At 45.2% G+C, this 24,794-nt stretch carries 23 protein-coding genes; 3 read left to right on the top strand and 20 right to left on the bottom strand.

The window, feature by feature from the left end; genetic code table 11:
• Positions 1-22: 22 nt before the first annotated feature.
• Positions 23-1,405, bottom strand: coding sequence for an aminotransferase-like domain-containing protein (locus FHS17_RS04195; protein WP_167275072.1), 1,383 nt, complete (start codon positions 1,403-1,405; stop codon positions 23-25).
• Positions 1,406-1,545: 140 nt separating this feature from the next.
• On the opposite strand from FHS17_RS04195, the gene blaOXA reads away from it, so the two are divergent.
• Positions 1,546-2,346: a class D beta-lactamase gene (blaOXA, locus tag FHS17_RS04190; RefSeq protein WP_415639910.1), complete on the top strand. Its 801-nt coding sequence runs from the start codon at positions 1,546-1,548 to the stop codon at positions 2,344-2,346.
• A gap of 16 nt (positions 2,347-2,362) precedes the next feature.
• Here the strand turns inward: blaOXA and FHS17_RS04185 are convergent, their stop codons facing one another.
• From FHS17_RS04185 to FHS17_RS04125, 13 genes are all read right to left on the bottom strand, one after another.
• Complete coding sequence (locus FHS17_RS04185; protein ID WP_167275068.1) at positions 2,363-2,716, bottom strand: DUF3221 domain-containing protein; 354 nt, start codon at positions 2,714-2,716, stop codon at positions 2,363-2,365.
• A gap of 156 nt (positions 2,717-2,872) precedes the next feature.
• Positions 2,873-4,888 (bottom strand): iron ABC transporter permease, encoded by a 2,016-nt coding sequence (locus FHS17_RS04180; protein ID WP_167275064.1) that lies wholly within the window; start codon positions 4,886-4,888, stop codon positions 2,873-2,875.
• Positions 4,885-5,871: an ABC transporter substrate-binding protein gene (locus FHS17_RS04175; RefSeq protein WP_167275060.1), complete on the bottom strand. Its 987-nt coding sequence runs from the start codon at positions 5,869-5,871 to the stop codon at positions 4,885-4,887. Before FHS17_RS04175 ends, FHS17_RS04180 begins: the two co-directional genes overlap by 4 nt.
• Positions 5,872-6,152: 281 nt before the next feature.
• Positions 6,153-6,776: a Crp/Fnr family transcriptional regulator gene (locus tag FHS17_RS04170; RefSeq protein ID WP_341805762.1), complete on the bottom strand. Its 624-nt coding sequence runs from the start codon at positions 6,774-6,776 to the stop codon at positions 6,153-6,155.
• Between the two features lies 1 nt (position 6,777).
• Complete coding sequence (locus FHS17_RS04165; RefSeq protein ID WP_167275056.1) at positions 6,778-7,869, bottom strand: endospore germination permease; 1,092 nt, start codon at positions 7,867-7,869, stop codon at positions 6,778-6,780.
• Positions 7,866-9,038, bottom strand: a complete 1,173-nt coding sequence (locus tag FHS17_RS04160; protein WP_167275051.1) for a Ger(x)C family spore germination protein — start codon at positions 9,036-9,038, stop codon at positions 7,866-7,868. Before FHS17_RS04160 ends, FHS17_RS04165 begins: the two co-directional genes overlap by 4 nt.
• On the bottom strand, positions 9,035-10,423 hold the full coding sequence (locus FHS17_RS04155; protein ID WP_341805761.1) for a spore germination protein: 1,389 nt from the start codon (positions 10,421-10,423) through the stop codon (positions 9,035-9,037). The genes FHS17_RS04160 and FHS17_RS04155 overlap by 4 nt, the downstream gene beginning before the upstream one ends.
• Positions 10,424-10,529: 106 nt before the next feature.
• Positions 10,530-11,456 (bottom strand): NAD(P)/FAD-dependent oxidoreductase, encoded by a 927-nt coding sequence (locus FHS17_RS04150; RefSeq protein WP_167275045.1) that lies wholly within the window; start codon positions 11,454-11,456, stop codon positions 10,530-10,532.
• Between the two features lie 66 nt (positions 11,457-11,522).
• Positions 11,523-11,924, bottom strand: a complete 402-nt coding sequence (locus FHS17_RS04145) for an Rrf2 family transcriptional regulator (RefSeq protein WP_167275041.1) — start codon at positions 11,922-11,924, stop codon at positions 11,523-11,525.
• 93 nt (positions 11,925-12,017) lie between these two features.
• Positions 12,018-12,197: an AraC family ligand binding domain-containing protein gene (locus tag FHS17_RS04140; protein ID WP_167275037.1), complete on the bottom strand. Its 180-nt coding sequence runs from the start codon at positions 12,195-12,197 to the stop codon at positions 12,018-12,020.
• A 236-nt stretch (positions 12,198-12,433) separates the two neighbouring features.
• Positions 12,434-13,039, bottom strand: coding sequence for a pentapeptide repeat-containing protein (locus FHS17_RS04135; protein WP_167275034.1), 606 nt, complete (start codon positions 13,037-13,039; stop codon positions 12,434-12,436).
• Positions 13,040-13,137: 98 nt separating this feature from the next.
• The gene (locus FHS17_RS04130) at positions 13,138-13,695 is read right to left on the bottom strand and encodes a TetR-like C-terminal domain-containing protein (protein WP_167275029.1); all 558 of its coding nucleotides are present in this window, start codon (positions 13,693-13,695) and stop codon (positions 13,138-13,140) included.
• 114 nt (positions 13,696-13,809) lie between these two features.
• Entirely contained in the window at positions 13,810-14,571 is a 762-nt protein-coding gene (locus FHS17_RS04125; protein ID WP_167275024.1) for an SDR family oxidoreductase, read from the bottom strand.
• Positions 14,572-14,827: 256 nt separating this feature from the next.
• Between FHS17_RS04125 and FHS17_RS04120 the strand changes: the two genes are divergently transcribed.
• Positions 14,828-16,576, top strand: a complete 1,749-nt coding sequence (locus FHS17_RS04120; protein ID WP_167275021.1) for a fibronectin type III domain-containing protein — start codon at positions 14,828-14,830, stop codon at positions 16,574-16,576.
• A gap of 59 nt (positions 16,577-16,635) precedes the next feature.
• Here FHS17_RS04120 and FHS17_RS04115 read toward each other — a convergent pair whose 3' ends face one another.
• The 5 genes from FHS17_RS04115 to FHS17_RS04095 form a co-directional block, all read right to left on the bottom strand.
• Positions 16,636-17,427, bottom strand: coding sequence for an inositol monophosphatase family protein (locus tag FHS17_RS04115; protein ID WP_167276376.1), 792 nt, complete (start codon positions 17,425-17,427; stop codon positions 16,636-16,638).
• Positions 17,427-18,392 (bottom strand): acetylxylan esterase, encoded by a 966-nt coding sequence (locus tag FHS17_RS04110; RefSeq protein ID WP_167275017.1) that lies wholly within the window; start codon positions 18,390-18,392, stop codon positions 17,427-17,429. The genes FHS17_RS04115 and FHS17_RS04110 overlap by 1 nt, the downstream gene beginning before the upstream one ends.
• A 33-nt stretch (positions 18,393-18,425) precedes the next feature.
• The gene (locus FHS17_RS04105; RefSeq protein WP_167276373.1) at positions 18,426-18,944 is read right to left on the bottom strand and encodes a cysteine hydrolase family protein; all 519 of its coding nucleotides are present in this window, start codon (positions 18,942-18,944) and stop codon (positions 18,426-18,428) included.
• A 75-nt stretch (positions 18,945-19,019) separates the two neighbouring features.
• A complete protein-coding gene (locus tag FHS17_RS04100) occupies positions 19,020-19,781 on the bottom strand; it encodes a sulfite exporter TauE/SafE family protein (protein WP_415639912.1) in 762 nt (253 codons plus the stop codon).
• A complete protein-coding gene (locus FHS17_RS04095) occupies positions 19,781-21,256 on the bottom strand; it encodes a carboxylesterase family protein (RefSeq protein ID WP_167275009.1) in 1,476 nt (491 codons plus the stop codon). Before FHS17_RS04095 ends, FHS17_RS04100 begins: the two co-directional genes overlap by 1 nt.
• Positions 21,257-21,384: 128 nt before the next feature.
• Between FHS17_RS04095 and FHS17_RS04090 the strand changes: the two genes are divergently transcribed.
• Complete coding sequence (locus tag FHS17_RS04090; protein ID WP_167275005.1) at positions 21,385-22,272, top strand: LysR family transcriptional regulator; 888 nt, start codon at positions 21,385-21,387, stop codon at positions 22,270-22,272.
• On the opposite strand, the gene helD is transcribed toward FHS17_RS04090, so the two are convergent.
• Positions 22,269-24,692, bottom strand: a complete 2,424-nt coding sequence (gene helD, locus FHS17_RS04085; protein WP_167275000.1) for an RNA polymerase recycling motor HelD — start codon at positions 24,690-24,692, stop codon at positions 22,269-22,271. The two genes, FHS17_RS04090 and helD, sit on opposite strands and share 4 nt — an antisense overlap.
• Positions 24,693-24,794: the final 102 nt, after the last annotated feature.

The raw sequence follows: 24,794 nt of genomic DNA, 5'->3' as shown, positions 1-24,794 counted from the left end.
AGTGGTGAGGTTGTGGGGGCGCCTACCCCCGCCTCACAAACCTTACTTCTGTGCGCTGCCGGAGAAGTTCCCGAATTCCGTCACCAATGACTCGGATGCCTGGCTCGATGAGTCCTTCCTCCACCTGCGAGACACTCAGACGAAGGACATTCTCCTCCCGGAACTGCGGTAGGTACATCCGCTGGGCAGGATCAACCCGCACGCCGCACTGCAGTAGATGTTCGGCCGCTGCCTGTGCCTTGAGCATGGCGGGCAGCCCGATAGTGGTATAGAAGCCAGAGTTCGATCTAGTGTACATGGTTCCAGGCGGCAAATGTTTGCGGTATGCCTCCTGCAGCAGCACTGCTTTGCGGCGGTAGATTTCTCGCATCCGGTCAATGTGAGCGGCGAACATGCCGCTCTCGAGGTACACCTCAAGAGCCCCTTGTGTCAACAATGGCGAATGTACGTCAGCCACAGCCTTCGCGTGCAGGAACCTTTCGCGTAGCCCGTCCGGTAACACGACCAGCCCAAGGCGCAGGCCTGGAAGCATAACTTTGGAAAAACTTTTTACATAGATGACCACTCCGGACGGATCGTATGCGAACATGGGGTCGTTCTTCGGATTAAAGTCCAAGTCGCCCATGTAATCATCCTCAATAATGTACACGTCATACCGTTGCGCCAATTCCACCATGCGCTTGCGTGCTTCGTTCGTATGACTGTACCCGGTTGGGTTGTGGAAACGTGAGACGGTGTAGAAAAACTTAACGTCGCCGTCCCGAAACAGCACCTCCAGCCGCTCCAGATCCATGCCGCCTTCGTCGTACCGAATGCCATGCACTTCTCCCCCGTATCCTCGCAGCGATTCGACCATACCGGGATGCACCGGCTGCTCCACGACGATATTCCTCTTACCGTTCGGAAAAGGCAGCCCTACTAATAAATGCAGCGCCTGCTGAGAGCCAGTCACCACATAGATGCGTTCTGGAACCGTGAACACCTGCAAATCCTGCAGATGCCGGGTCAGCTGCAGCCGCAGCGAAGTGAGGCCCTGCCCCTCTGAATACGTGAACATGTCCTCTTGGTACCGTTCGATTGCCTCGTTCATGCAGTGCTGAAAGTCTCGGTACGGCATGGCGTTCCGGTCCGGGCCTGCCCATTCGAAATCGATGACGTCCTGTTTCTCCGCCGCCCCTCTTCCTTCCACCGCGCCTGAACTTCGGTGCGCGACATAATAACCGCTCTGAGGTACGGCATAGATTCGGTGATTTTGCTCGAGCTCTCCGTACGCCCGAATCACTGTATTTCTGCTGCAGCCGAACGTTTCCGCCGCTTCCCGGATTGACGGCAGCTTGTCCCCTGGCTTCCGCTTACCGTTCTTCATCTCTTGAAGGATCTTTTCCACAATCGCTTCATAAAGCATTTTACATGCCTCCTTCATACCAACTGTATGGGTACACTCGCTTCAAACGGATGTGCAGCCAAGCCTTACATACCTCTATACTCAGTGTTGTCGACAACTGTTTCGCCATTATGAAGAAGCCCGAGGAGGAATGCAACTTGATTAGTTGGAAAAAGATTAACCGAGTCACCTTAACGTTTGCCGCACTGTTGTTCGCCGGTACAACGGGTACAGCGGTACTTCCCGTGAATGCCGCCCCGAAAGAAATGAAGCTTCCATGTGACGAGCTGTTTCATGACGTGCATGGCACCTTGATTGTCAAAAACCTGAAGACAAACCGCGTTTACGTCTGTAATCCCGAACGCAGCCGGGAACGGTTCACGCCAGAATCTTCATTCAAGGTACCGAACGCGCTAATAGGACTTGAGGTTGGCGCCGTTCAGGACGAATATGATGTCAAACGGTGGGACGGCATCGTTCGACCGTTCGAGGTGTGGAACCGAGACCATACGTTAGGCTCGGCAATGCGGGCATCCGCAATCTGGTATTACCAGGAGATGGCTAGAGACATCGGGGCCGAGAGGATGAAGAGCTACGTGGAGCGTATTCATTACGGTAATATGGATACTAGTGGGGGCATCGATACCTTTTGGTTGAACAGCTCGCTCAAGATCTCGGCGCAAGAGCAAGTCGGTTTCATGGAAGACCTAGTGGACGAGACGCTGCCCTTCCAAGAGCAGACGATGAAGACCGTCAAGCGCATCATGATTGATGACGATCAGGACAAATACACTGTTCATGGTAAAACAGGTACGCGTTTGTCAGACATGGGACTCGGCTGGTATGTGGGCTATGTGGAGCGCGGGACGACCGACTGGGTGTTCGCTGCAAATGTGGACAGCAGCGGAACAACTGCCAAGACGGTTACACTGGAGGCCTTGAAGCGCCTCAACATTTTGTAATCACCGTTTTGCGCAGTTAATTTCTTTTTGAATATCTAATGATTTCTTCAGCAACTGCTTGAGGGGGATAAGATAACATCGTATATCCCCCTGGTTTTACAGTTACCCTTTCGCCAATATCCAGGTCATTATATAGTTTAATATCGTTTACGTGGTACAGTACCACATCATTCTCATCATCATTGACTAAAAAATCATGAAGAGATTTAGTCCTAGCTTCTTTATCCGTGATATGATGAACTACATATATTTTAGGTATATTACTCTCGTATTCTTTTCCGATGATATAATCACCTTTATCAGGTTGTTTACTACAACCAAGCAGCGTTCCTATTAAGGCAATAATTAAAATCAATAATATTCTATTCAACTTTTACGCCTCCACAAAGCTTGTTATTTGTATGTTTCCACAATTAGGACGCGTTAATAAAGTAAAAGTTACGCTAAGCTCCAATAATGAGAAAACGACAGCCGATCATAGTGATCGGCTGTCGTCGTGTCTCTATTGAGCTCACTAGCATATAACCTAAAACGTCTTCTTTTGTGATCGAAACATTAAGTATAGAAAATAAGGTGCACCAATCAATGTAATTAATAGACCGGATGGAATTTCAACCGGAGCAAGGATCGTTCGACCAATCGTATCGGCCAATACAAGCAGCAGTGCCCCAAGTAAGCCTGATAATACAATAGATTGTCGCGTGTTATGCCCAATTAAGCTTCTAATCATATGTGGGACAATTAAACCGAGAAAGCCTACCGTTCCAACAGCAGCCACAGCACCGGCGGATAAAAGAACACTAACAGTCATAGCTATTAATCGTGTTTTACGCACCGGCAAACCAAATCCTATAGAGCTGTCATCAGAAAATGCGAGTAAGTCAAACTTACGACCTAGCCACCATGCAATTGGCAGGAGAACGACTAGAAAGATACAGATCATGAGGAATTGATCCCATGTGCGACCGTATGTCGAACCCGTCAACCATATGTAACCTGTACTCCCCCATAATGGCCCCAGTACGATTAAAGCTTGAATGCCGGCGGATCCAATAGCGGAAACCGCAATCCCCAGTAGAATAATAACTGATGGGTTGAGCGTTTTTCGCCAAGCGAATAGAAAGATGACGCCTGCAGCAATAATAGCTCCGCCAACAGTGGCGATCGGAAGAAAGATAATCAACACTTGCGGCCAGGCAATGAGTACCAGCAATGCTCCGAATCCAGCTCCCGAGGTTACTCCCAATATAGAAGAATCAGCTAACGGATTACGAACAGCTGCTTGAACAAGAACACCACTTACGCTTAGTGCAATGCCAGCACCTGCAGCAACAAGGGTACGAGGCAATCGTAAATTCATGAGTATGGAATAAGTGCCTGCTTGATCAGCCCCCATCAGACTCGGGAATAACTGACTTAGTGGAATACGTGTACCGCCCATTGTCATGCTTACAAGAATGAATGCAACAACTAAGAAAAGCATACTGAATGCAATAAGCGGGAATGAAAGGTGAACACGAGTTCTGCCAATAGACATGGATGAGCTGGATAGAGAACCCGAGATTCCTTTCAATTTTTTAAGTATGAGCCAAATAAACCATGGTGCTCCGATTATCGCCATCATCGCGCCAACGGGCATCTCCCCCATGCTGCTCCGAACCATTCGCGTCAGAACATCTGCTGCAGTAAGCAATACGGCTCCCCAAAGGGCGGCAGCGGGAATGAGCCAATTATGCTTGCGCAATCCACTTAGACGTACTAAGTGAGGGGCAACGAGACCAACAAATCCGATAGGACCAACTACGCTGACCACAACTGCAGCAACCAATACGGCAAGCGCCAATCCCGCAAAGCGAGTAAGTTCAACCTTCTGACCTAATGATTGCGCAGTGGACTGATCCAAGTTAAAGACGTCGAATTGCTTGCCCATAAAAAAAGCTGCAATTATAATAGCACTGACTCCAGGCCAGGCATACGAAACACCTTTCCAATCAAGTTGCGCGAGCGAGCCTGAGCCCCATAAGTATAGCGATTGTGTTTCTGTGGCGTAGAATATATGTAGGGCGCTTGTAAATGAACCAGTTACCATCGCTACAATCATACCGGAAAGAGCTAGTCGGATTGGACTTGTAGCTCGACCGCCTCCAAGCAAATAGGCACACATTGCTGTAACGCCTCCGCCAGCGGCGGCAAAGAGAAACGGTGACTGGTGAAGAAGGCTAGGGAAAAAGATCGTTCCCGCAACAACCATAAAATAAGCACCAGCATTAATCCCAAGTGTATCTGTTGATGCTAGCGGATTTTTAGTAATCGTCTGCAGCAAGACCCCGGCTACCGCAAGCCCTGCCCCGGAGAAAATGCCTAATATTGCACGCGGCATACGCATATCCCATACCACATTATGTAAGGGCAGATCTTCGCGCTGAATCAGCGCATCTAAGACAACTTTGAAAGAAATCTGAGCTTCTCCAAAACACAAACTGGCTATCGACAATAAGAAGAGAGCGGCTAAGCCGCTCACGAATAAACTAAACGTTCTCATTTTGTAATAGCTTCAACAACACGATCAACTAATACTTTGGAAGATAGTGGGCCGCCAAAGGTCCATGTGTCTCCACCAATGCCATAAGTCCGGTTTTCTTTAACAAAATTTAATCCATTCCAAACCGTATTATCTTTCGCAGCGTCACCAAAAACGTTATCGTTATCTTGGACAATATATATGAAGTTGGAATCGCTCACTGCGGGTAGGGCCTCGAAGGTCGCATCTGTAAAACCATACTTCTCAAATTTGTCCGACTTCCAGTCGCTGGTAATACCGATACGATCGAGCGTTTGAACGACTGTCGACGTATCCGTAAACATCCGCAATGTTACTGAATTCTGACTGCTGAATCCTTGAGATATAACATAATTAAATTTGTCTTTGCCAGCTGCTGCAAGCTTTTCCTTAGCCTCTGCATAATGCTGATCCAGATCGACAAGCACTTTATCTGCTTCCTCCGATTTACCTACTGCTTGAGCAATGGTTTTGAAGTCTTTGACCATTCCTGTATAAGCGTCTCCTTCGTTCGGATAAGGATCAAATTCAATCGTGGGAGCGATCGCGTTAAGCTGATCATAAATCGCATCGTTATTATCTGTATTGGAAATAATCAGATCAGGCTTTAACGCAGCGATCGTCTCCAGGTTAGGCTCCCAACGCAAGCCGACATCTGTAACGTTATCTGCGAGTGCCGCTTCTTTAGTGACCCATAGCGTATATTCCTTATTGTCCGCATTACCAACTGGCTGAATTCCTAGTGCGATTAATTCCTCTGAGAAAATCCACTCCAAAGCGACAACTCGCACTGCCGGCTTGTCAAGCTTAGTCTCGCCTTTACCATGTTTAATCACGATAGAACCAGTTGCTGTATCAATACTAGGGGTAACGTTGCTGGTGTTATTCGTATTTTTCGAACTACAAGCTGCTGTAATAATTAGAATAGATAGCAGAACCAAACTTACTTGTAAAAACTTTTTCATTTGTGCTTTCCTCCATAATAGCTTAATTATCGCAATCAATAATGATAATCGATATCAATTGCATCTAAGTGAGACTATCATTGTTAAACAGAGTTGTCAATATTTATGAAAGAATTTAGCTCACACACTACGAAAAAGGGCACTCTTATCTGATTCGGCAAGTATTACGGAATAATAATTTATTGATGGCACATTTTTGTGCCAAGCCAGTAATTAGAAATGGTAAAGCAATTACTTCGTCACTTACAAAAAAAACCATCTAACAGGTGGCTGATCATTTATTACTCTATATACCGCTCGAGTGCGCTTCGATTTCTAATCGTATTTCTCCCTCTTGAAAGTTGAATGATATCTTCCCTCTCTAGTTCCTTCAACGTTCTGCTGATCACCTCGCGGGCCGTACCCAACTCAACGGACAAACTGTCATGCGTAATATGAAAAGTATTGGAATTATCGGTTTGATTGGCCATCTGAATGAGAAACTCTGAAATTCGTCCACGAATGGATTTGAAGTTGATACTGTCGAGCAGATTAGACATAATGACAATCCGTCTGGCAAAAGATTTAAAGATGAACTGACGGAAGTTCCGATATCGATCCGTCCACTCTCGGAAAATCTCCGCAGGAATCATCAGCACCAGGCCGGCTGTTTCTACGCAAGCTGAAGCTTCATATTCGGACTCTCCCAAAACACTAGAGCTCATTAGTGGACAACATTCTCCGCTATGAATCCTGTACAATGTGATTTCCCGGCCACTGGAGCTTACTTTATACATTCTAACTGTGCCCTCCAGCACCATAACGACGTACTCCAGAAATTGTCCTTCTTCAATAATATAATTCGGTTCCATCTGAAGGACTTTGATGACATCTTGATTCCAATCCTGCTCCGTGATGTCTGCCACACTAGGATGCTGCCAATTTCCTGCCTCGAATCAAGCTAACGAGCAGGAAAATAATCGGAAACCCAACAATAAAAATAGGGAATATGTATTTGATCCATACAAAATTCGCGTAATCCAACATCCCAACGATATTTGCCGGTATTAAGGCTATAGCCAAAATGATGGCTGCAGCATATCCGAGCACTGCCCGCCAGTTCTTGATGCCTAATAATTGTGCAGTTCCATAGCTGTTAATGAACAAGTAAATGGACAACTTGATAAATACGCTGAAGATCCAGATGAACACGATCCAGACATCCATGTTTTGAATAAATTCCAGATAATTAATAAATCGGACCATGCTAAAATACGGAAAGTATAAAGTGGATCCAATATTAGTTCCAAAGGTTGCGACAACCATAACCGCCGTCACTACAGCAATTAATGATGGAGTTCCAATCGCCAGCAGCGTTGGCTTCATCAGTTTTTTCGAATTTGTGATGAACGGGGTTAACATCATGAGCATCATCGATTCCCCTAAGAAAGAAGCATTCACCATTGAACCCTTCAAAATCGGTATGACACCGGTATCCGCAAATACAGGCAAAAGAAGTGATGGGTGCAGATTAGTTATATTCAACGCAAAAGTAATGATAATCCCCACCAGGAGCAATGGCCCTGCCATTTCACTAAAGCGGGCAATCGCTTCGATGTTTCCTGCATAGTTGATATACACCATAGCTGCGACCATAAGAACTGCGATGATCCATACCGGCGTATCGTGAAATAGAAATTGATTAATAAATAATGAAAAGATTCTTAATATATCAGCGGCTACAGAAAACCACATCACAATATACAGCATAGCAATTCCTTTTCCGACCCATTTCCCAAATAGCTTCTGAGTAAACTCAACTAAGGTATGGGAGGCGTGCATCTGACTGACTCGAATTAATATCATGGTCACAACAAGACCAATGACGCCTGCCACCACAAGGGAGATCCAGGCGTCCTGTCTAGCTATCTCAATCGTTGGCGATACAGTCAGCCATATGCTCATCGAGATTTCTAACGTAGTGAAGATCCAGAACAACTGCCAAGTTGAAATTTTCACTTTCTATCTCCTATTCCCGGGACGCGCTTGCCTATATCCCCTGTACTCTGTATTTTCAATTTGACCTCAACAGACACTTCAAGGGTAGGGAAAAGCTGATCCCATTTGGTCCGAATTCCTTTCCAGTAGTAAGGATGTTCTCTATGTATCTCTTCTCCAAATCCGAACACGTCCTGCCCGTATTGACTCTGTAGCTTTTTTATTGTCTCTTCTACTTGCTTAGCTTTCATTTTATTTAACTCTCGTTCTAAACGGATTCGTTCGGTAGTTACGGAAAGATCAATATTCGTATTGTTTTCAAGCAGCCGTCCAGTTCCCATCAGTTTCACATGGGCTTTAAGCTTATTGTCTTTGATTTCCGTACGAACGGTTTTTTTAAGATTAGATTCATACAGAGATACGCTGCCTTGTCCCGTTTCTTCCGTCATGTATAGATTCTTTAGCACCCCTTTGACCCAAAACAATTCCAGTGACTCTCTCCCGCTAACTTCTCCAACCATCCGTAACTCTTTATTAAAAATAGCAACGGATCTAACCTCGATAATTTGATGTTTCTCTTGTTTATTCTTGGGAGCAATATCGACCATCGGCATCGAAGGCCGAATGCCATCCCGTCCAACATCGAGTAACACATCCCTTAAGGCAGTGTCTCCTAATCGGCAAAATCGGTCTTGATTAACCGCCACGATTGTCGAGAATTGCTCAAAAGGACTGTTAATATCTAACAATTCCTTTCCTTTTCCATTATTCACAACGAAAATATCTGTCCGCATTCGCGTATCCGTGTTTCGCGTGAATTGATCCATTATATCGAGAATTCCCTTGCGGGCCATTTTTTCACCGATGAATATAGACCTGCGATGTCCGAGAAAGATCCTCCGGGGCAGCTTATCTTGAATTTGCTGCATGGAATCAACAATCGAAGCTCCAGAAGCGGTTACTACGATATTTGCCCTTACTTCACTTCCACCGCCCCCTCCTCTGGAGCTGCTAATGCCCGATGGAACGGCGATTTGAGCGCTTTTTTCAAGCTGACCGTCCTCTGATAGATCCAAGGATGTTCCAATCCAGAAAGCGTAATCGTTTATCTCATTCCTGTCCCAGCAGCCTGTAAGGAGAACACTCAGTATTACAATTACACAAAGGATGGAATAATAGATTCTTTTCATTGTTTTTGCCTTCCCGATATGTAACGTTTGTTCATTCGAATCAATGTGTCTTTCCAAAATTTAGGTGCAATAGGAGCCATTGGGCTTAAGTAAGGAACTCCGAACGACTTGAGTGACACAAGGTGGATCATAATAAACATTATTCCTATCGCAACACCATAAAGTCCAAGGAATCCCCCAAATATGAGTAGTGGAAACCTTAACATTCGAAATGGCAATGCAAGGCTATAACTAGGAAATGCGAATGAAGCTATACCTGTACCTGCAACAATCATGACTATAGGAGCAGAGATAAATCCAGCTTGAACAGCTGCTTCCCCAATAACTAATGCGCCTACGATACTCACGGCTGAACCGATTGCTTTTGGCAGACGTAGACCAGCTTCTCGCAACCCCTCGAACATAAGCTCCATTAATAACGTCTCAATAACGGTCGGAAACGGAATGCCTTCTCTGGATACTGAAATACTAAGCATTAGAGCCAGGGGAATCATCTGGGGATGGAATGTCGTCAGTGCAACATATATAGATGGAAGCAGGCAGGACAGGATAGCAAGCAAGAACCTCAAAAGTCTAACAGCAGATACATAGATAAAACGTTCATAATGGTCTTCCGCTGCTTGAAATCCGGACCAGAATGTCATTGGTAACAACAATGCATTAGGCGACCCGTCAACGATAATGGCTACTCTCCCTGCCAATAAACTCGCTGCAACTGTATCCGGGCGTTCGGTATTTTGAATTTGCGGGAATAAGGAGAAGGTCTTGTCCTCGATAAATTCTTCAATATAGCCTGAATCAAGCAGTTGATTCGTACGGAAAGCTTGCAGTCTCCTTGAAACTTCTTGGAGCAGTTCTGGTTTTACCTTACCTTCAATATAAGCAACAACAAAATCGGTATTGGTCAACTCTCCTGCTTGATGCATTTCAAACTTTAAATTTTGATGGCTAATTTTCCTTCGAATCAGGCTCTTATTTGTCTTTAGATCTTCAGTGAATCCCTCACGTGGTCCTCGTATAGATGCTTCATTCGAGGGCTCGTCGATTGAGCGATGCTGGAAAGAAGTCAGTTCTGCAATATAAGCATATGGTTTACCATCTATAATGATTGCGGTGCTGCCTTTTAGAACTTTAGCTACAATATCCGATATACGGGTCACCATGTTATACTTTGTCAGCCGCTCGTAATCTTGGCTTATCATACATGCCGAAATAATCTGCTCCATTTCCTTGGAGTCTGTCATCTCTAATATGTAAACAAGAAGAATACTCGAATTCTCCGATAGCTTCAAAGAGCGAAATACCACATCAGCGCAGTTATGAAAAATAGATTGCAAAGTATCTTGATTGATCGCTAAATGTTCACTCACATCCACGGCTTCCACTCTGATTACCTCCTCTTCCAGAAAGTTCATGTATATGTTGCGCAGATGAATACCCCTTTATTACAGAAAAAAAGAAGTGTGCATTCCTCATGCACACTTCTCCATTTTATTGCTTAAGCCAATTTTCCTCAGTCAAATCTGCCATTACCGCCATTGCTGCTTTGCTGCCGGATGCCGCGGCGTAGATTAATTGCGACGGCATTACATAAGCCGAATCCCCTGCTGCGTATACGCCCTCTACGGTGGTCTTACCCATCTCACTGGTCTCGATTCCACCGTTGCTAGTCGTTTGATAACCCAATGACTCTTGGAAAGCAGCCTTAGGAAGTTGAATAGGATCAATAAACCCGCCGCTTCGTTCAATAAAAGAACCATCCGTAAAGTGAACCTTCTCCAGTATCCCATTTTGCCCGGATAAAGTTGAGATAGGAGTCTGGATAACCGGTATACCTCGGGAAGCCAACTGCTCCTGTTGTTCATCTGTAAGAACGTCACTGCCATTCGTACATACAACCAGATCATTACTCCAGTGAAGCAGTAATTTCACTTTATGCATCACGCTTGGCATATCCGAGATCACAACCAACGGTTGATCACGAAGCTCCCAGCCATCACAGAAGGGACATTGGAATATACTTTTTCCATAAAAATCACGGATCCCATCAATCTCGGGCAAGATTTCCTTCAACCCTGCGGATAAAATCACCTTGCTGGCTTTCATTTGCTCACCATCGGAGGTGGATACCGTGAAGACATTGTCCGATCGCTGAATATCGGTCACTTCCTTCTGCCAATGCTGAACGGTTGGATAACTCAGCACCTCCTCCAACGCAATGCGCCGAAACTCGGCTGGTTCAACTCCATCCCGTGTTATGAATCCGTGAGATGCATGTGTCACCTTGTTTCTTGGATCGTTATTATCGAACAAAACCACATTTTTTCTGGCTCTGCCAAGCACCAATGCCGCATTTAATCCCGCCGGTCCGCCTCCAACAATAGCTACATCATAAATCTTAATAATAAATCCCTCCATTCGTTTAATTAAAGACTTTGTAGATAAATGATATCTATAATTGCTGAATAAAAATTGCCCTTGTAATCACAAGGACAAGCCCGCTTGCTTAGCAAGATCAGCCAACTTCGCATTCTTTAAATGGCGCTCCATATCTTCTTCAGCGGCCACCATTACGTGATTTATAAGGCAATGGGGATTTTCACTTTCGCAGCATTCAAACAATGAAGTAGTGCCTTCAATCGCATGAATGACATCTAGAAAAGAAATATCTTCTTTTCTCCCTTTTACCCTATATCCGCCATTTGCGCCGGATGCAGATTCAATCAGCCCTGCCTTCACCAGCTTAGTCAGGATCTTCGAAAGGTAGGTCGGAGATACGCCTTGTTTTTCAGCGAGCTGCTGAACGCCTACAGGTCTATCCACTGCTACAGCAATCAAATAAAGCATCGTATGGAGGGCATAGTTCGTCGCTTTTGAATATTTCATTGTTGTTTACCCCTCCCAATCAAGGACTTCATGTGTCTATGATAACCATAATGAAGAAGATTAGTCAAGACGTTTGTTGTAACCCCTATTAATTCAATAAATAAGATCTCCTCTGAATTCTTCCTTTTCCGAGATAAGAGTATGAATATCACCTGGAGGCTCAAAGATAAAGCTGCCAACATTTGCGATCCAATCTCTACCATCATATCTCCAATTGCCTTGAATGTTGTATCCTATAACGGAACCTCCTGTATGTCTATGTTTGCATAACAAGAATGATTAGTCTAAACCTTACTTAATACAACTCCTAAGGCAATTACACTAATAATCATAGCTATTATACTTACCGTTAAAGCAGTAACCAGAATTTTTGATTTCATTCCGCGCCTCCAGTCTATCCCTATTTTTACATATTTACGAGATCCTGAACATGTTTGTTTCGACAGCAAAAGAATAGCAGCCGGATAATAGATATCCAGCTGCTATTTCTTTAATACTTTTTATTCATATCACCTTACTCTTGCACCATGAGACAACGCGAACAATACGGTTTGCTCCCGATCCATTCGTAGACCGGCGATGGAGAAATTCTTGAAGTCCACACCCGCCATTTCTGCTCCTCTTACATCTGCGCCAAGCAGCTTTGCCTTGGCGAGCACGGCCATCGTAAGATCACAATCTCTCAAATCCGCTTTTTCCAAATTGGCTCCAGACAAGTCTGCCTCATGAAATTTTATCCCACGTAAATCCTGTTTCACTAAGTTGGAGAACCGCAAGTTCGTATAAGACCAATCCCCTTGAATGATGCTGATGCCATCCATCGTTGATCCAGAGAAATCCGAACCTGTCATTTTACAAGCTTCGAATTTGGTGACAAATAGATTTGCGCCATTAAAGTTGCAATTATCGAACGCTGATTCTTTATGAATAGAGCCATTTAGCAATGCCCCGCGAAAGTCACATTCAATAAATCGACAATTCATGGAGGTCAGCTCTTCCAAGGATCCATTCGCGAACGAGCATCGAGTAAAGGTGCAACTGATCAGCTCCCCATATCGTAAATCCTGTGAGCCAAAATCTACTCCTGTATATTTCTGATCGCTATATTGAAACATAATAAGCCTCCTATAAATGATAAGTTAGCCTATTTACTATAGCATACGGAAGTCAAGTACCCGTTCGAGCACGCTGAAATGTCAAGCAAATTATTTTTTCATCCCTGATCTAGCGTCTTCAAAATATAACTAAGCTTTTCATTCATATATTCCGGGCTATGCTCGAAGCCTTCTTCACTCCACTGAATAATCAAGCCCATTATGGCATTGGCTGTATAGGAGATGACAAACAAATCCAGTCCTCCATTAGCTGAGGTGCTTTCCAATATTAATCCCTTAATTTTCTCAAACAAGGAATAGTAATACGACAGCGATGATTTTTTATCAAACACGATCTCATAGAACGCTTGGTACTTCTTCACATGATGAAAGAGCCTGATCGTTGAAGGATCAAGTAGTTTATGATTGATCACGGTTACATGACGGTAAGGCTCGTAATAAGAGTCTTCCAGATCTTTAAGCAAATGTTGAAGATGCTCGTCAAATAATGCAGCCACGTCCGTGTAATGCAAGTAAAAGGTTCCTCTATTCACACTAGCCTCACGGCATAGGGTTGATACAGAAATAGTTTCAAGTGGTTTTGTTTTTAATAATGTAAGAAGCGCATGATGTAAGGCTTTTTTCGTTTTCACAATTCTTAGATCGTTCTCGTTCAAGTCCTCCACCTCGTGACTGACAGTTAGTATTATTGCTAATCCATTATAGCATCATAAAAAATAAAAAAAAGTTGCAAGCAGTCCAGCTGCTTGCAACTCTCTTATATGAGTGGATTAGAAACCTGCTGTCCAGCCAGCATCTGCTGCCAGAACTACACCATTTACGAAGCTTGACTCATCCGATGCCAGGAATAAGGCCACTTGAGCAATTTCTTCAGGTTGTCCAACACGAGGAATAACACCTTGCGTAACTTTGGTACGTGAAGCACCAAATTCATCCCAGTTACTCATCGAAGACGTAATGTTCGTCATTGTTGCCCCTGGTGCGATGGCATTACAACGAATGCCTTTTTGAGCGTACATGAAACCTGTGTTTTTCGTAATCCCGATGACAGCATGCTTGGACGCTGTATAAGCCGCACCTGCATGCGCACCACTGAAACCGCCGGTAGAAGCCGTATTCACAATAACGCCTTTACCTTTCTCCAGGAAAATCGGAATGGCTTTGCGGATCGCACGCATAACGCCTTTTGTATTTACATCAAAGATAAGATCCCATCTATCATCATTTACATCGCCAATTGGCGCCATATTATCCATGATTCCTGCATTATTAACCAATATATCAAGCGTTCCGAATTCATTAACAGCAGTATCGATCATTGTATTGATATCTTCGAGCTCAGCAACGTTCGTTTTTACTGCAATGGCTTCGCCGCCATTTGCTTTAATACCCGCAACAACTGCTTCAGCACCTTCGATATTAAGATCGGAGACAACAACTTTTGCTCCTTCTTTTGCATACAACTCTGCAATAGCTTTGCCCATACCCGATGCTGCTCCTGTAACGATTGCTACTCTACCTTCCAAACGCATATAAATCCCTCCGCCTAGTTATTGAACAGTTGTTCATTTAAATTATAGGGATGTTATAGACACTTTGTCAAATAGATTGAAAAAACGGCAGTTCTAAAGCTCTGTATTACCGTTTACATACTATGTTGAGTAACCTCATAGCTTCACTCCCCCAATGAATTGTATCCCATCAAAAGTATATTTTTCCTCTTGAGAGCTTGCCTTAGCCAATCCATAATATTCCTGCAAGATAGAATTGAATAAAGAGGAGGAGTAAATGATGAAGGAAGCTAAGAATCACCGCTTCACCCGCACATTACTAACACTCGTTCTATCTCTCTCGCTGCTGCTCACATTCCTGCCAACTGCTGCCAAAGCAGCCGACCGAGGGGCCTGGGCACCAAATGTATCGTACGCCGTCAACGACACGGTCACGTACAACGGTACAACGTATAAGTGCATACAAGGTCACACATCATTGGTTGGCTGGGAACCGCCGATTGTTCCAGCATTGTGGAGTACCGTTCAAGGTGGTGGTAGTGGTGATACAACGGTTCCAAGTGCCCCGTCCAACTTACGTGTTACTGCTACTACATCATCTAGTGTTACATTAACCTGGAATGCCTCCACAGATAATGTTGCCGTTACTGGATACGATGTCTATCGTGGAACCACACTTGCAGGCAGCACAAGTAATGGAGTACTTACCTTTACTAATAGCGGATTAAGTGGAAGTACAACATACTCTTTTACCGTTAAAGCCAAAGATGCAGCAGGCAACAGTTCGGCTGCAAGCACGGCACTCAGTGTAACAACTCTCGCTCCTTCGGTTGATCAGACTGCTCCGTCCACTCCTTCCAATTTTCGCTCTACAGCAACGACTTCCACCAGTGTATCCTTAGCTTGGAATGCCTCCACAGATAATGTTGGTGTGAGTGGCTATGACGTATACAAGGGATCCACACTCGCACTTTCTGTATCAGGAACCACTGCCATTATTACGGGACTTTCAGCTTCTACTACTTATAGCTTTACTGTTAAAGCCAAGGATGCAGCCGGCAATATTTCTTCACCGAGCAGTGTCTTAAGCGTCACAACTGGCCCTACAGATCCTGGCGGCAGCGGCAGCATTCCGAAGCATACATTGACAGGCTACTGGCAAAACTTTGTGAACGGAGCAACAAATCTGAAATTAAGCGCTGTACCAAGTCAGTACGACATTATCGTGGTCTCCTTTGCTGAGATGGATACAACTAAACCTGGCGGTGTTACCTTTAACGTAGACTCCGGCTTATCCTCCGCACTTGGCGGTTATACGAATGCGAACTTGATCAGCGACATAAGCCAGAAACATGCTCAGGGTAAAAAGGTCATTCTCTCTGTCGGCGGCGAGAAAGGTAATATTAATCTGAATTCAGCTTCACCTAACGTAACGAATTTTGTAGACAGCATGTACGGTTTAATTACACAGTTTGGCTTCGACGGGATTGACATCGATCTCGAGAATGGCATGAATGTCGCGAACCTCACTTCTGCGGTTCGTCAGCTTCAACAAAAAGTTGGTTCAAGCTTTATCCTTACGATGGCTCCTCAGACGATTGATATGCAAAGCGCAAGCACTTCCTATATGCAGCTCTACACGAATCTGAAAGATATTACGACAGTCATCAATGTTCAGTATTATAATTCAGGCTGCATGCTTGGACGTGATGGTAAATGCTACTCCCAAGGAACTGTTGATTTCTTGACCGCTCTCTCTGATCTGACCCTGCAATGGGTTGCTCCATCTCAATTAGGTATAGGTGTGCCAGCTACAAGCTCAGCGGCAGGCGGCGGTTATGTTGCTCCATCCGTCGTGAATCAAGCGGTCAAATGTCTAGCAACTGGCAGTGATTGCGGCACTTATAAACCGGTCGCCAAGTACCCGGATCTCCGCGGGGCAATGACCTGGTCAATTAACTGGGATGCTTCAAGTGGTTACCTCTTAGCCAATACGGTAAAGCCGTACTTAACAACATTGCCATAACGACAGCATGAAAAAAAGGAGCTTATGCCAACGTTAATCGTTGAACATAGCTCCGTTTTTTATTTTTGACTTACTAAATCAAGGAACTCTTGTTTGTACGCAGGATGACACGCAATAATGTATGGCTCCGGATGCATGCCTTCAAAGCTCTCTCCTTGGAAATCCATAATGATAGCGCCGGCTTCCTTGGCCATTAACAATCCCGCATAAAGATCATCGCCTTCGGAATTATACAGAATGATGCCATCCAAATCTCCTCGAGCAAGCATACACCATTGAATCGTAGGAGCCCAGAGGCGGATCACCCGCTTAAATCGGACTTCTAATTGATGCTTAAGCTGTAAGGCAATCTGATCTTTTTGAACAGCATGTCCTTGAATCCAGCCTACTGTCATTTTATTGAAGTCAGCACTTTTCCTGATAGCTAAAGGAGCACCGTTGCAAACCGAACCCTTGCCTTTTTCCGCCACATACAGATTGCCATCATGGGGTTCATAGATGATTCCCAGCACAGGTTCTTTCTTATAGATGAGGGTAATAGAGACGCCGTATACCGGCAATCCTATCGCATAATTATTTGTTCCATCAAGCGGATCCACCAGCCACAGCCAGTCTCCTTCATCACCTGTCCAGCCTGTTTCCTCACTTCTTATCTGATGATCGGGAAAATGGGAGAGGATCGCTTTCATAATGATCTCTTCAGAGAGATGATCGGCTAAGGTTACGAGATCGCCATCATCACCCTTTTCAACGATTTGCTTATCTTTGGAATAATAGTGTTTGATTAGCTCTCCTGCCTCTTTGGCAGCTTGAATCGCAACTTCTTTGGCGATGTTAATAATTTCTTGCATCACTCGAACCAATCTCCAAAATGCTTCGCAAGGTAAGCCAGCTTCACTTCGGTCTGTCTTTCTCCTCCGCCTTCGTGACCATTAAACGGATAGATGATGATTTCCTTCTCACTTAGAATCCGGTTATAGGTGGCAAAGTACATTTGTGCCGGACATGTCTCGTCCTTGAGCGCCACCGAGGCAAGAACTGGACAAGTAATCCGTTCAGCCAGGTTCATCGTATCGAAATAGCTCAGGTTATCGAGTACAAGATCCGTCTGATTTGGATGTCTCTTCAAATATTCCGCTACCGCACCAAAAGCGCCGTGATTGCCTTCAATCCGGCTCACTATGTTGCTGTTGCTTGGCACATCTACCAATGCTGCCTTTGGTCGATCATCCAGAGCTGCGACAGCCATGCCAATTGCGCCGCCTTGGCTGCCACCTTCAATGATGATTTTCTCTGGATCGATCTCGGCTTGCGCGCAGGCGAAATCGATTGCTTTCAAGGAATCCATGTATACATAACGATAGTAGTACTCCCACTTGTTCTGCACGCCTTTACTTGCCACATTCGAGAGGAATCCATGTGAATAGCTCGCGCTGTTCCCTGTAGGCCCGCCTTGATCCCGGCAATCCACCGATAAGACCGCCATTCCCATCATCGCCCAATGCATGAGCCCCGAAGGCTCTCCCCGACTCCCCGTGAAGCCATGATAATGAATGAGACATGGATAAGAAGCTTCCTTCAAAAAAGTCGGCACAATAAGCCAACCATGAATTCTTGTCTCATCCAGACCGTTGTACGAGATATCGTAAACCTTCACATGTTTGCTTGGATAAGCCACTTCTGTCCGTTCAGGCTGTAAAGGAACTTCCTTCGCTTGCTGCAGCGTTGCCGTCCAGAACACATCCAGATCATCTTTTCCCGTTAATGGCGGCAAATAGTTATACAAGTCTTTCGTGACCTCATCGATATAACCCATCTGTACTCTCCCTTAATACAAGTTATAATCTCATTAAAATATAATGGCTGCCGTTTCTTGTACTGCTGCAATTGTTGCAAATTGCTCATTATACTGCTCAATGATTTGAGCGGCACTGATCGTTTCTTGTCCCCATGTGCTGTGTGCGTCTTTGACAACGGTAACTTCATAACCGAGCTCACATGCTCCTAAACAGGTTCCATCCACGCACATATCCGTTTGAATGCCAGTAAGGACGAGACGTTTTATCCCTTTTTCCTCAAGGATCTGCTGAAGGTTTGTCTCATAGAACGAGTTAGGCCGAGTCTTCTGAACAATTGTATCCTGTTCTTCCGGCGCAATTGAAGAATGAATCTCCCAACCGGGAGTACCTGATTCAAGAGGCTCTCCAGCCCCTTCATTATGCTGAACATAAATGATCGGAACCTGATTTGCCCGCGCTTTTACCAGAAGTTCTTGTATGTGCTCTAACAGCTTCTCTCCCGCAAATACGGGATAATCGTCGTGAAACATCACTGCTTGTACATCAATTACCAGCAAAGCCGTGTTCATGCTCATGCTAACCGCCTCCTCTTTAATAACTAAATTAAAAGTTCGCTGTTAGAATGACTATTCCTTCCCATATGACTAGATCAACAAAATCGCTGCGCCAAGCATTGGTGTCAGCACCATACAGGTCTTGAGCATAAGGGCAGGCACACGCTTCGTGAACTTGGCGCCTACATAGGAACCAAGCATGGTTCCTATCACAACGGCGATTAATAGCTGAATATCCAAATAACCCACGGAGTAATAACCAGCTCCCCCGGCTAGTGCAATAGGAATAATGACAAGCATCGTTGTGCCTGCAGCAAATCTCATCGACAAGCCAAGAATAAGCATCAGTCCAAGCTGGATAAATGGTGTTGAGCCAATTCCAAACAACCCGGACAACGCCCCAGTAACGAGACCAATGGAAGCAGCAGATAGGTAGAACTTCCAACCATTCGTCCTCATTGGAGCGGCAGCCTTCTTGCCTGCATATTTAGCCTGATGCACCATCCTGAACCATAGAGCAAGTCCGGAAGTAAACAGCATTCCCGAAGTCATCCACCCTAATTGATCCGCCGGAATAAAAGAGGACCAGCTAGAGCTGATCCAAGCACCGAGCGCTCCTGCTAAGCCAACGATGGCTCCCGTCTTCAGAATCATATTGCCTTCACGATAATGACTGATTGAACCGGATAAGGAAGAAAAGAACATAGCAGCTAGTGCTGTACCCAAAGCGGTATGAATGGGATAACCAAACGCAACGGTTAGAATCGCTATAATAAAGCCCGATCCGCCTGCCCCAACAAACCCTAGCAGCAGACCAAGCAGCAGCATTGTAGCTGTAACTTCGACAAGCATCATCCTTCAGCCCTCCATACCTGATGTGAACAGGCAACACCGTTTGGCGGCGAAGGATCTTCCTTGGCAGCGCTGACCAAATCAAGCACCATCATCGAATGACTATCCCCATAAACCGGCCATTCAGGCAATAAAGCAGCATTAGGATCCCCTTCTCGAATAAAAGCGTTCCAGGCCGCACGCATACTCTGGGCTAGCTCCCGCCCTTCGTCAGCAACGTAATACGGGTCGGTTGTATCCACTTTTATTTCTCGTTCAGGATTCTTCATATAATGAATTAAACTACCTTCATACCCATGAGCAGCTCCAAGACTTCCGCCATATTGCAGCCGATAAACCCATACTGGAGAGCCTGTGTCAGCAATGGCGTCCGCTAATTGCAAACAGCCAATCGTATACAGATGCTCCGTTAATATTTTACTCCACGCTTTGTCGATTGGCATGATCTGAGAATATTGGATGAAGGACTCCCATACGATCAGCTGATTTTGCCCAAACAATCTCTCGATTGTACCTGGATCAGGCTTCTGAAGACCTGGGTCATACAAAATAAACATAGCCGCTTCATCTTCATTGGTTCCGATTAGTAAGGGCGGTAGATTAGCCGCTTCTTGTATGGAAGCCAGCGGATCAACTGGAATGAGGATGCCGTCCGCAACCGGTCCAAACATATGCAGATTTCTAGACGTATCCGGCCCAACCTTCATCTGTGCCTCGATTAATAATTCGGCAGGCACACTCAGTAATTTACCAACTTCACTTGGCTGCAAATCCAATGCTTCAAGTAATCTTGTTGTCGTTACTCCAGCCGTATGAATATCTCGTATGGACTGTGTTGCACCACTTTGGGCAATCGCTCTATGGAACAGCCCCTCCGCTTCCTTCATCGTATAGAGTGTTGCCGTACATTTCGCACCAGCCGAATTGCCAATAACCGTTACACGATGCGGATCTCCGCCAAAGGCTGTAATATTCGTTTGTACCCAGCGAAGGGCAGCAAAAATATCCAGCATTCCGTTATTGCCTGAGGTGCTGTATTCCTCTCCAAGCAGCTCCCCTAAATAAAGAAAACCTAGAGCACCAAGACGATAGTTAATCGACACATAGACGAAATCATCCTCTGTCGCATAGCGGGCACCATCACATTCCGCCCCTTTGCCGCCAATAAATCCGCCGCCATGGATGTAGACAATAACCGGACGTGGGCTGCCTTGAGTACCAGGAGTCCAGACATTTAAATTCAAGCAGTCCTCCGAATGCATAAGCTCGGGCAAAAAGGTATTCGGATCATGTCTCTGATGTGCAATAGGACCAAAGCTATCACACTCCCTTATTCCCTCCCATGATAATGGAGGAACCGGGGGCTTAAATCTAAGCTCACTTACTGGTGGTGCTGCATAAGGAATACCTCTAAACACATAAGTGTCCTTTAATTGAACACCTTTTACTTTCCCTGATGAGGTTTGTATGATCACTTGAACGTTGCTCCCATCCTGTCTGATGAGATCATTATAGTCTTGAGAATTGATAAATCCTAATATATATTAATTCATAACATACATAACTTATAGGTTATGACAAAATAGAAAGCTGTGATGAGACAATGGAACTGCTTCAGTTAAAATATTTTCAAATGACTGCTCGAATGGAGCATATGACGCAAGCTGCGCAGCGTCTCCATATCTCGCAGCCAGCTCTTAGCAAAATGATTGCTTCCCTCGAGTCTGAATTAGGGGTAAAGCTGTTCGAGCGGACAAGCAAAGCGATTCGTCTTAATGAGCATGGCAGGCATTTTCTAAGCAAAGTCGATATTGCTCTACAGGCTCTAGAAGATGGTCAGCGGGAACTTAAGGATTTAACAGAAGCAGCCTCGGAGTTTATTACACTTGATGTACGAGTATCTTCTCACCTGCTTCCCGGCCTGCTAGCCGAATACCGCAAGGAAAAGCCAGATACGCAGTTTCATCTGCTCCAGCATGCTTTGCCAAATGATCATGCTTATGAATTTGATCTATGTCTATCGGACGGCGCTAATCCACCACCTAGCTGCAACTCTGTCTCCCTGCTTAAGGAGGCCATTGTAGTCGCCCTCCCCTCTGAGCATCGTTATGCGAAACGTGAGTACATCAGCTTAGAGGACCTGAAGGAGGAAAGATTCATTAGCCTTCCTCCTGGCAAGTCTCTGCGGGAGACAACAGATGCTTTCTGCCGGCTTGCCGGCTTCACTCCGCATATTCAATTTGAAAGTGATGATCCTGCGACTGTCCGTGGACTTATACGAGCAGGGCAAGGTGTTGCCTTTCTTCCGGCCATTACTTGGGGAGGATCAACAGGTGCTGATGTCGTTACGATCCCATTACAAGAAGGGTATTGTGAACGGTCAATCTCGCTTCATTGGCCAAAAGGACGTTATTTAACTCAGGCAGCAGCCTCATTCCGGGACCGTACCATTCAATACTTCGCTGAACTGGCTAAGGCTGATACTCCTTAACGAGCTTCATACAATTGCTTATCAATGGAGTGAAGATACGGCGTCCACTCTCCTGTTATATAGAGATGAAGACGATGCATCGCTCGTGTACAAGCCGTATAGAAGAGCTTGCGCTCACTTTCCCGGTTGTACGTATGCGAAGAAGCATCATAGATCAAGACAGCATCAAATTCCACACCCTTAGCCAGATAAGCCGGGATCACCATGATACCGGTCTCGAAGGTAAGGGTTTCTTTTGTGATAAGACGGACTCCTTCGCAGCCCAATGAGGTCAGCGCTTCATAAGCTTCTCGGCTTTCCTCAGCGGTCTTCGTAATGATAGCGATGGATCCAAAGCCTTCCGCTTTTAACGCAGCTAGATCTTTAGCCATTTGCTTCAAGCGTTCCTCTTGGCTGTCCGATAATTGGATTAATGGCTTGCTGCCGCTCCGATTAAACGGAATGATCTCCTCTCCACCTGGCAGCATAGAACGCGTAAACTCTACATTTTCCTGCGTTGAGCGGTAGCTTCGCAGAAGTGGAATCAAGGTCGTCTCTGCTTCACCGTACAGCTTATTAAGTGGAGAGTCTCCTCCTTGAAGCAAGGTGGATTGGGTGAATATCGCTTGACCGAAGTCTCCGAGTACAGTCATCCGGGCATTAGGAAACAGTCTCTTCAGAAATGCATATTGGAATGGCGAGTAATCCTGGCCTTCATCCACGAAGATATGCCGCACGATCGTATTCGTTCTAGAGCCCTCGATCAGCTCTTTCAAGAATAGATATGGAGTCGCATCCTCATAGAACAGCTCACGTTTACCGAGCTTATCTTTGGTCTGCTCTCTCATGTCCGACCAACATGATGGAACTTCAGCTCCTGCCATCTCCCGATATTCAGACTCCTCACCAAACAGCTGCGAGTACAGCCCATTCATATCGATAAACTTCAATCGCTTCACCTTCCGCCGCAGCGGCTTGAAATGCTCCTTCACAATCATCTGACGAAGCAGATCAACTTGCTGATCAGCAAAGTCGAATACATTATCTTCACCAATATTTTCAAAATTGTGGATTCGATCATGTACCGCGGCATATCGCTCAGCAGCTTCAAACAGTTCTTCATCCCGTTGAACCGTCTTGAGAAGCTTATTGTAGGCTTCGACATACTGCTCATTGTCCAGATAATCAAGCTCTTCCGAAACCCAATCCATCTTCTTCTCTTTACGTGCGATGATCTTCAGCTCATTAAGCAGCCATTCCTGTAACTTCTCAACTCGGTTAGCAAGGCGGATTGAAGGATCATAGCTATAGAATTGTTCTTTCATTTGCTCTGCGGTGATGAGGTCACGATCCTGGAGCCTGATCCCCTTAAATAACATCCCTTCCTTGCTGAGCCACTCTGCATAGTTGCGAAGCACTTGAAGGAAGTCTTCCGATGCCTTGTAGCGAATCCCCTCTACTCTTGCCTCGTATCCTTCTGCATTCTGTTCAGTTAGAACATATTCCATTTGGTCAAACGGATCTTCAACCTTCATCGTTGACCCCAGCCAAAATGCAAGATATTCCTGGAACGTTGTTTGCTGCATATTTTCTTCACCAAGCTCTGGCAGTACGGTCGATACATAGCTGTTGAACATCGGATTAGGCGAAAATAAAACGATCTGATCGGCTTTAAGCCGCTCACGGTGTTTGTACAGCAAGTAAGCAACACGCTGTAAAGCCGCGGTTGTCTTCCCGCTGCCAGCAGCTCCCTGTACGATCAACATGCGGCTCGAATCATTACGAATGATGGCATTCTGCTCCTTCTGAATCGTAGCCACAATACTTTTCATCTGTGCATCTGCACCTTGACCAAGTGCTTGCTGCAGTAAGGTATCGCCAATGGTAATACTAGCATCAAAGAAGTTAATGAGCTGATTGCCCCGAATCTGGTATTGCCGCTTAAGCTCCATCGATCCTGAAATCTGACCTCCTGGAGTAATATAGGAAGCAGGACCTGGAGAATGGTCATAATAAAGACTTGCTATAGGTGAACGCCAGTCATACACCAGGAATTCCATCCCGTCAGATGCAAGGAATGAAGATAATCCGATATAGACCTGCTCCGTGTTATTAAGGTCATACTCTTTAAAGTCTATTCGTCCAAAATAAGGAGACTTCTGGAGCCGGTTAAGACTCTTCCACTGCTGCAGTCGTTTTTGATGGATGCGTTCCCGCTCGGATAACAATGCAGCTTGCTGCTTGATACTGTAGAAGGATTCTTCGAAGTCTTCATCCGTACTTGTATTTACCGTTACTTCCTCCCAGAAATGCTTGCGGAGCTCCGATGCCTGACCGTATAGTTGTAGAACTTCGGGTTCCAATTCCGTTAATTTCTCCTGCAGCTTCTCCGAAACGATCTGAAGCCTTAGCTGCTCTTGTTCCCAATCTTTCTTGTTCATTTACCTGAACACTCCTTTTCGAAGATTATTTTCTCAAAAAACGATTTGACATTTGACATCCCCGGCGCCACATGATATTATTAAAGTATAGATAAGATGTAA

Origin of the sequence: Paenibacillus lupini, from assembly GCF_011761355.1 — a bacterium.
In the GTDB taxonomy this organism is placed as follows: domain Bacteria; phylum Bacillota; class Bacilli; order Paenibacillales; family Paenibacillaceae; genus Pristimantibacillus; species Pristimantibacillus lupini.
Note: the sequence above shows the minus strand (reverse complement) of the source record. Positions and strands in the feature narration are given on the sequence as shown.

Bases quoted from the DNA above. Each gene is read 5' to 3' on its own strand.
- FHS17_RS04180 (WP_167275064.1), bottom strand. From the start codon at position 4,888: ATGAGAACGTTTAGTTTATTCGTGAGCGGCTTAGCCGCTCTCTTCTTA.
- FHS17_RS04110 (WP_167275017.1), bottom strand. From the start codon at position 18,392: ATGGGTTATATCGATGAGGTCACGAAAGACTTGTATAACTATTTGCCG.
- FHS17_RS04175 (WP_167275060.1), bottom strand. From the start codon at position 5,871: ATGAAAAAGTTTTTACAAGTAAGTTTGGTTCTGCTATCTATTCTAATT.
- FHS17_RS04100 (WP_415639912.1), bottom strand. From the start codon at position 19,781: ATGCTTGTCGAAGTTACAGCTACAATGCTGCTGCTTGGTCTGCTGCTA.
- FHS17_RS04195 (WP_167275072.1), bottom strand. From the start codon at position 1,405: ATGCTTTATGAAGCGATTGTGGAAAAGATCCTTCAAGAGATGAAGAAC.
- FHS17_RS04125 (WP_167275024.1), bottom strand. From the start codon at position 14,571: ATGCGTTTGGAAGGTAGAGTAGCAATCGTTACAGGAGCAGCATCGGGT.
- FHS17_RS04145 (WP_167275041.1), bottom strand. From the start codon at position 11,924: ATGAAATATTCAAAAGCGACGAACTATGCCCTCCATACGATGCTTTAT.
- FHS17_RS04120 (WP_167275021.1), top strand. From the start codon at position 14,828: ATGATGAAGGAAGCTAAGAATCACCGCTTCACCCGCACATTACTAACA.
- FHS17_RS04135 (WP_167275034.1), bottom strand. From the start codon at position 13,039: ATGTTTCAATATAGCGATCAGAAATATACAGGAGTAGATTTTGGCTCA.
- FHS17_RS04115 (WP_167276376.1), bottom strand. From the start codon at position 17,427: ATGCAAGAAATTATTAACATCGCCAAAGAAGTTGCGATTCAAGCTGCC.
- FHS17_RS04160 (WP_167275051.1), bottom strand. From the start codon at position 9,038: ATGAAAAGAATCTATTATTCCATCCTTTGTGTAATTGTAATACTGAGT.
- FHS17_RS04105 (WP_167276373.1), bottom strand. From the start codon at position 18,944: ATGAACACGGCTTTGCTGGTAATTGATGTACAAGCAGTGATGTTTCAC.
- helD (WP_167275000.1), bottom strand. From the start codon at position 24,692: ATGAACAAGAAAGATTGGGAACAAGAGCAGCTAAGGCTTCAGATCGTT.
- FHS17_RS04090 (WP_167275005.1), top strand. From the start codon at position 21,385: ATGGAACTGCTTCAGTTAAAATATTTTCAAATGACTGCTCGAATGGAG.
- FHS17_RS04150 (WP_167275045.1), bottom strand. From the start codon at position 11,456: ATGGAGGGATTTATTATTAAGATTTATGATGTAGCTATTGTTGGAGGC.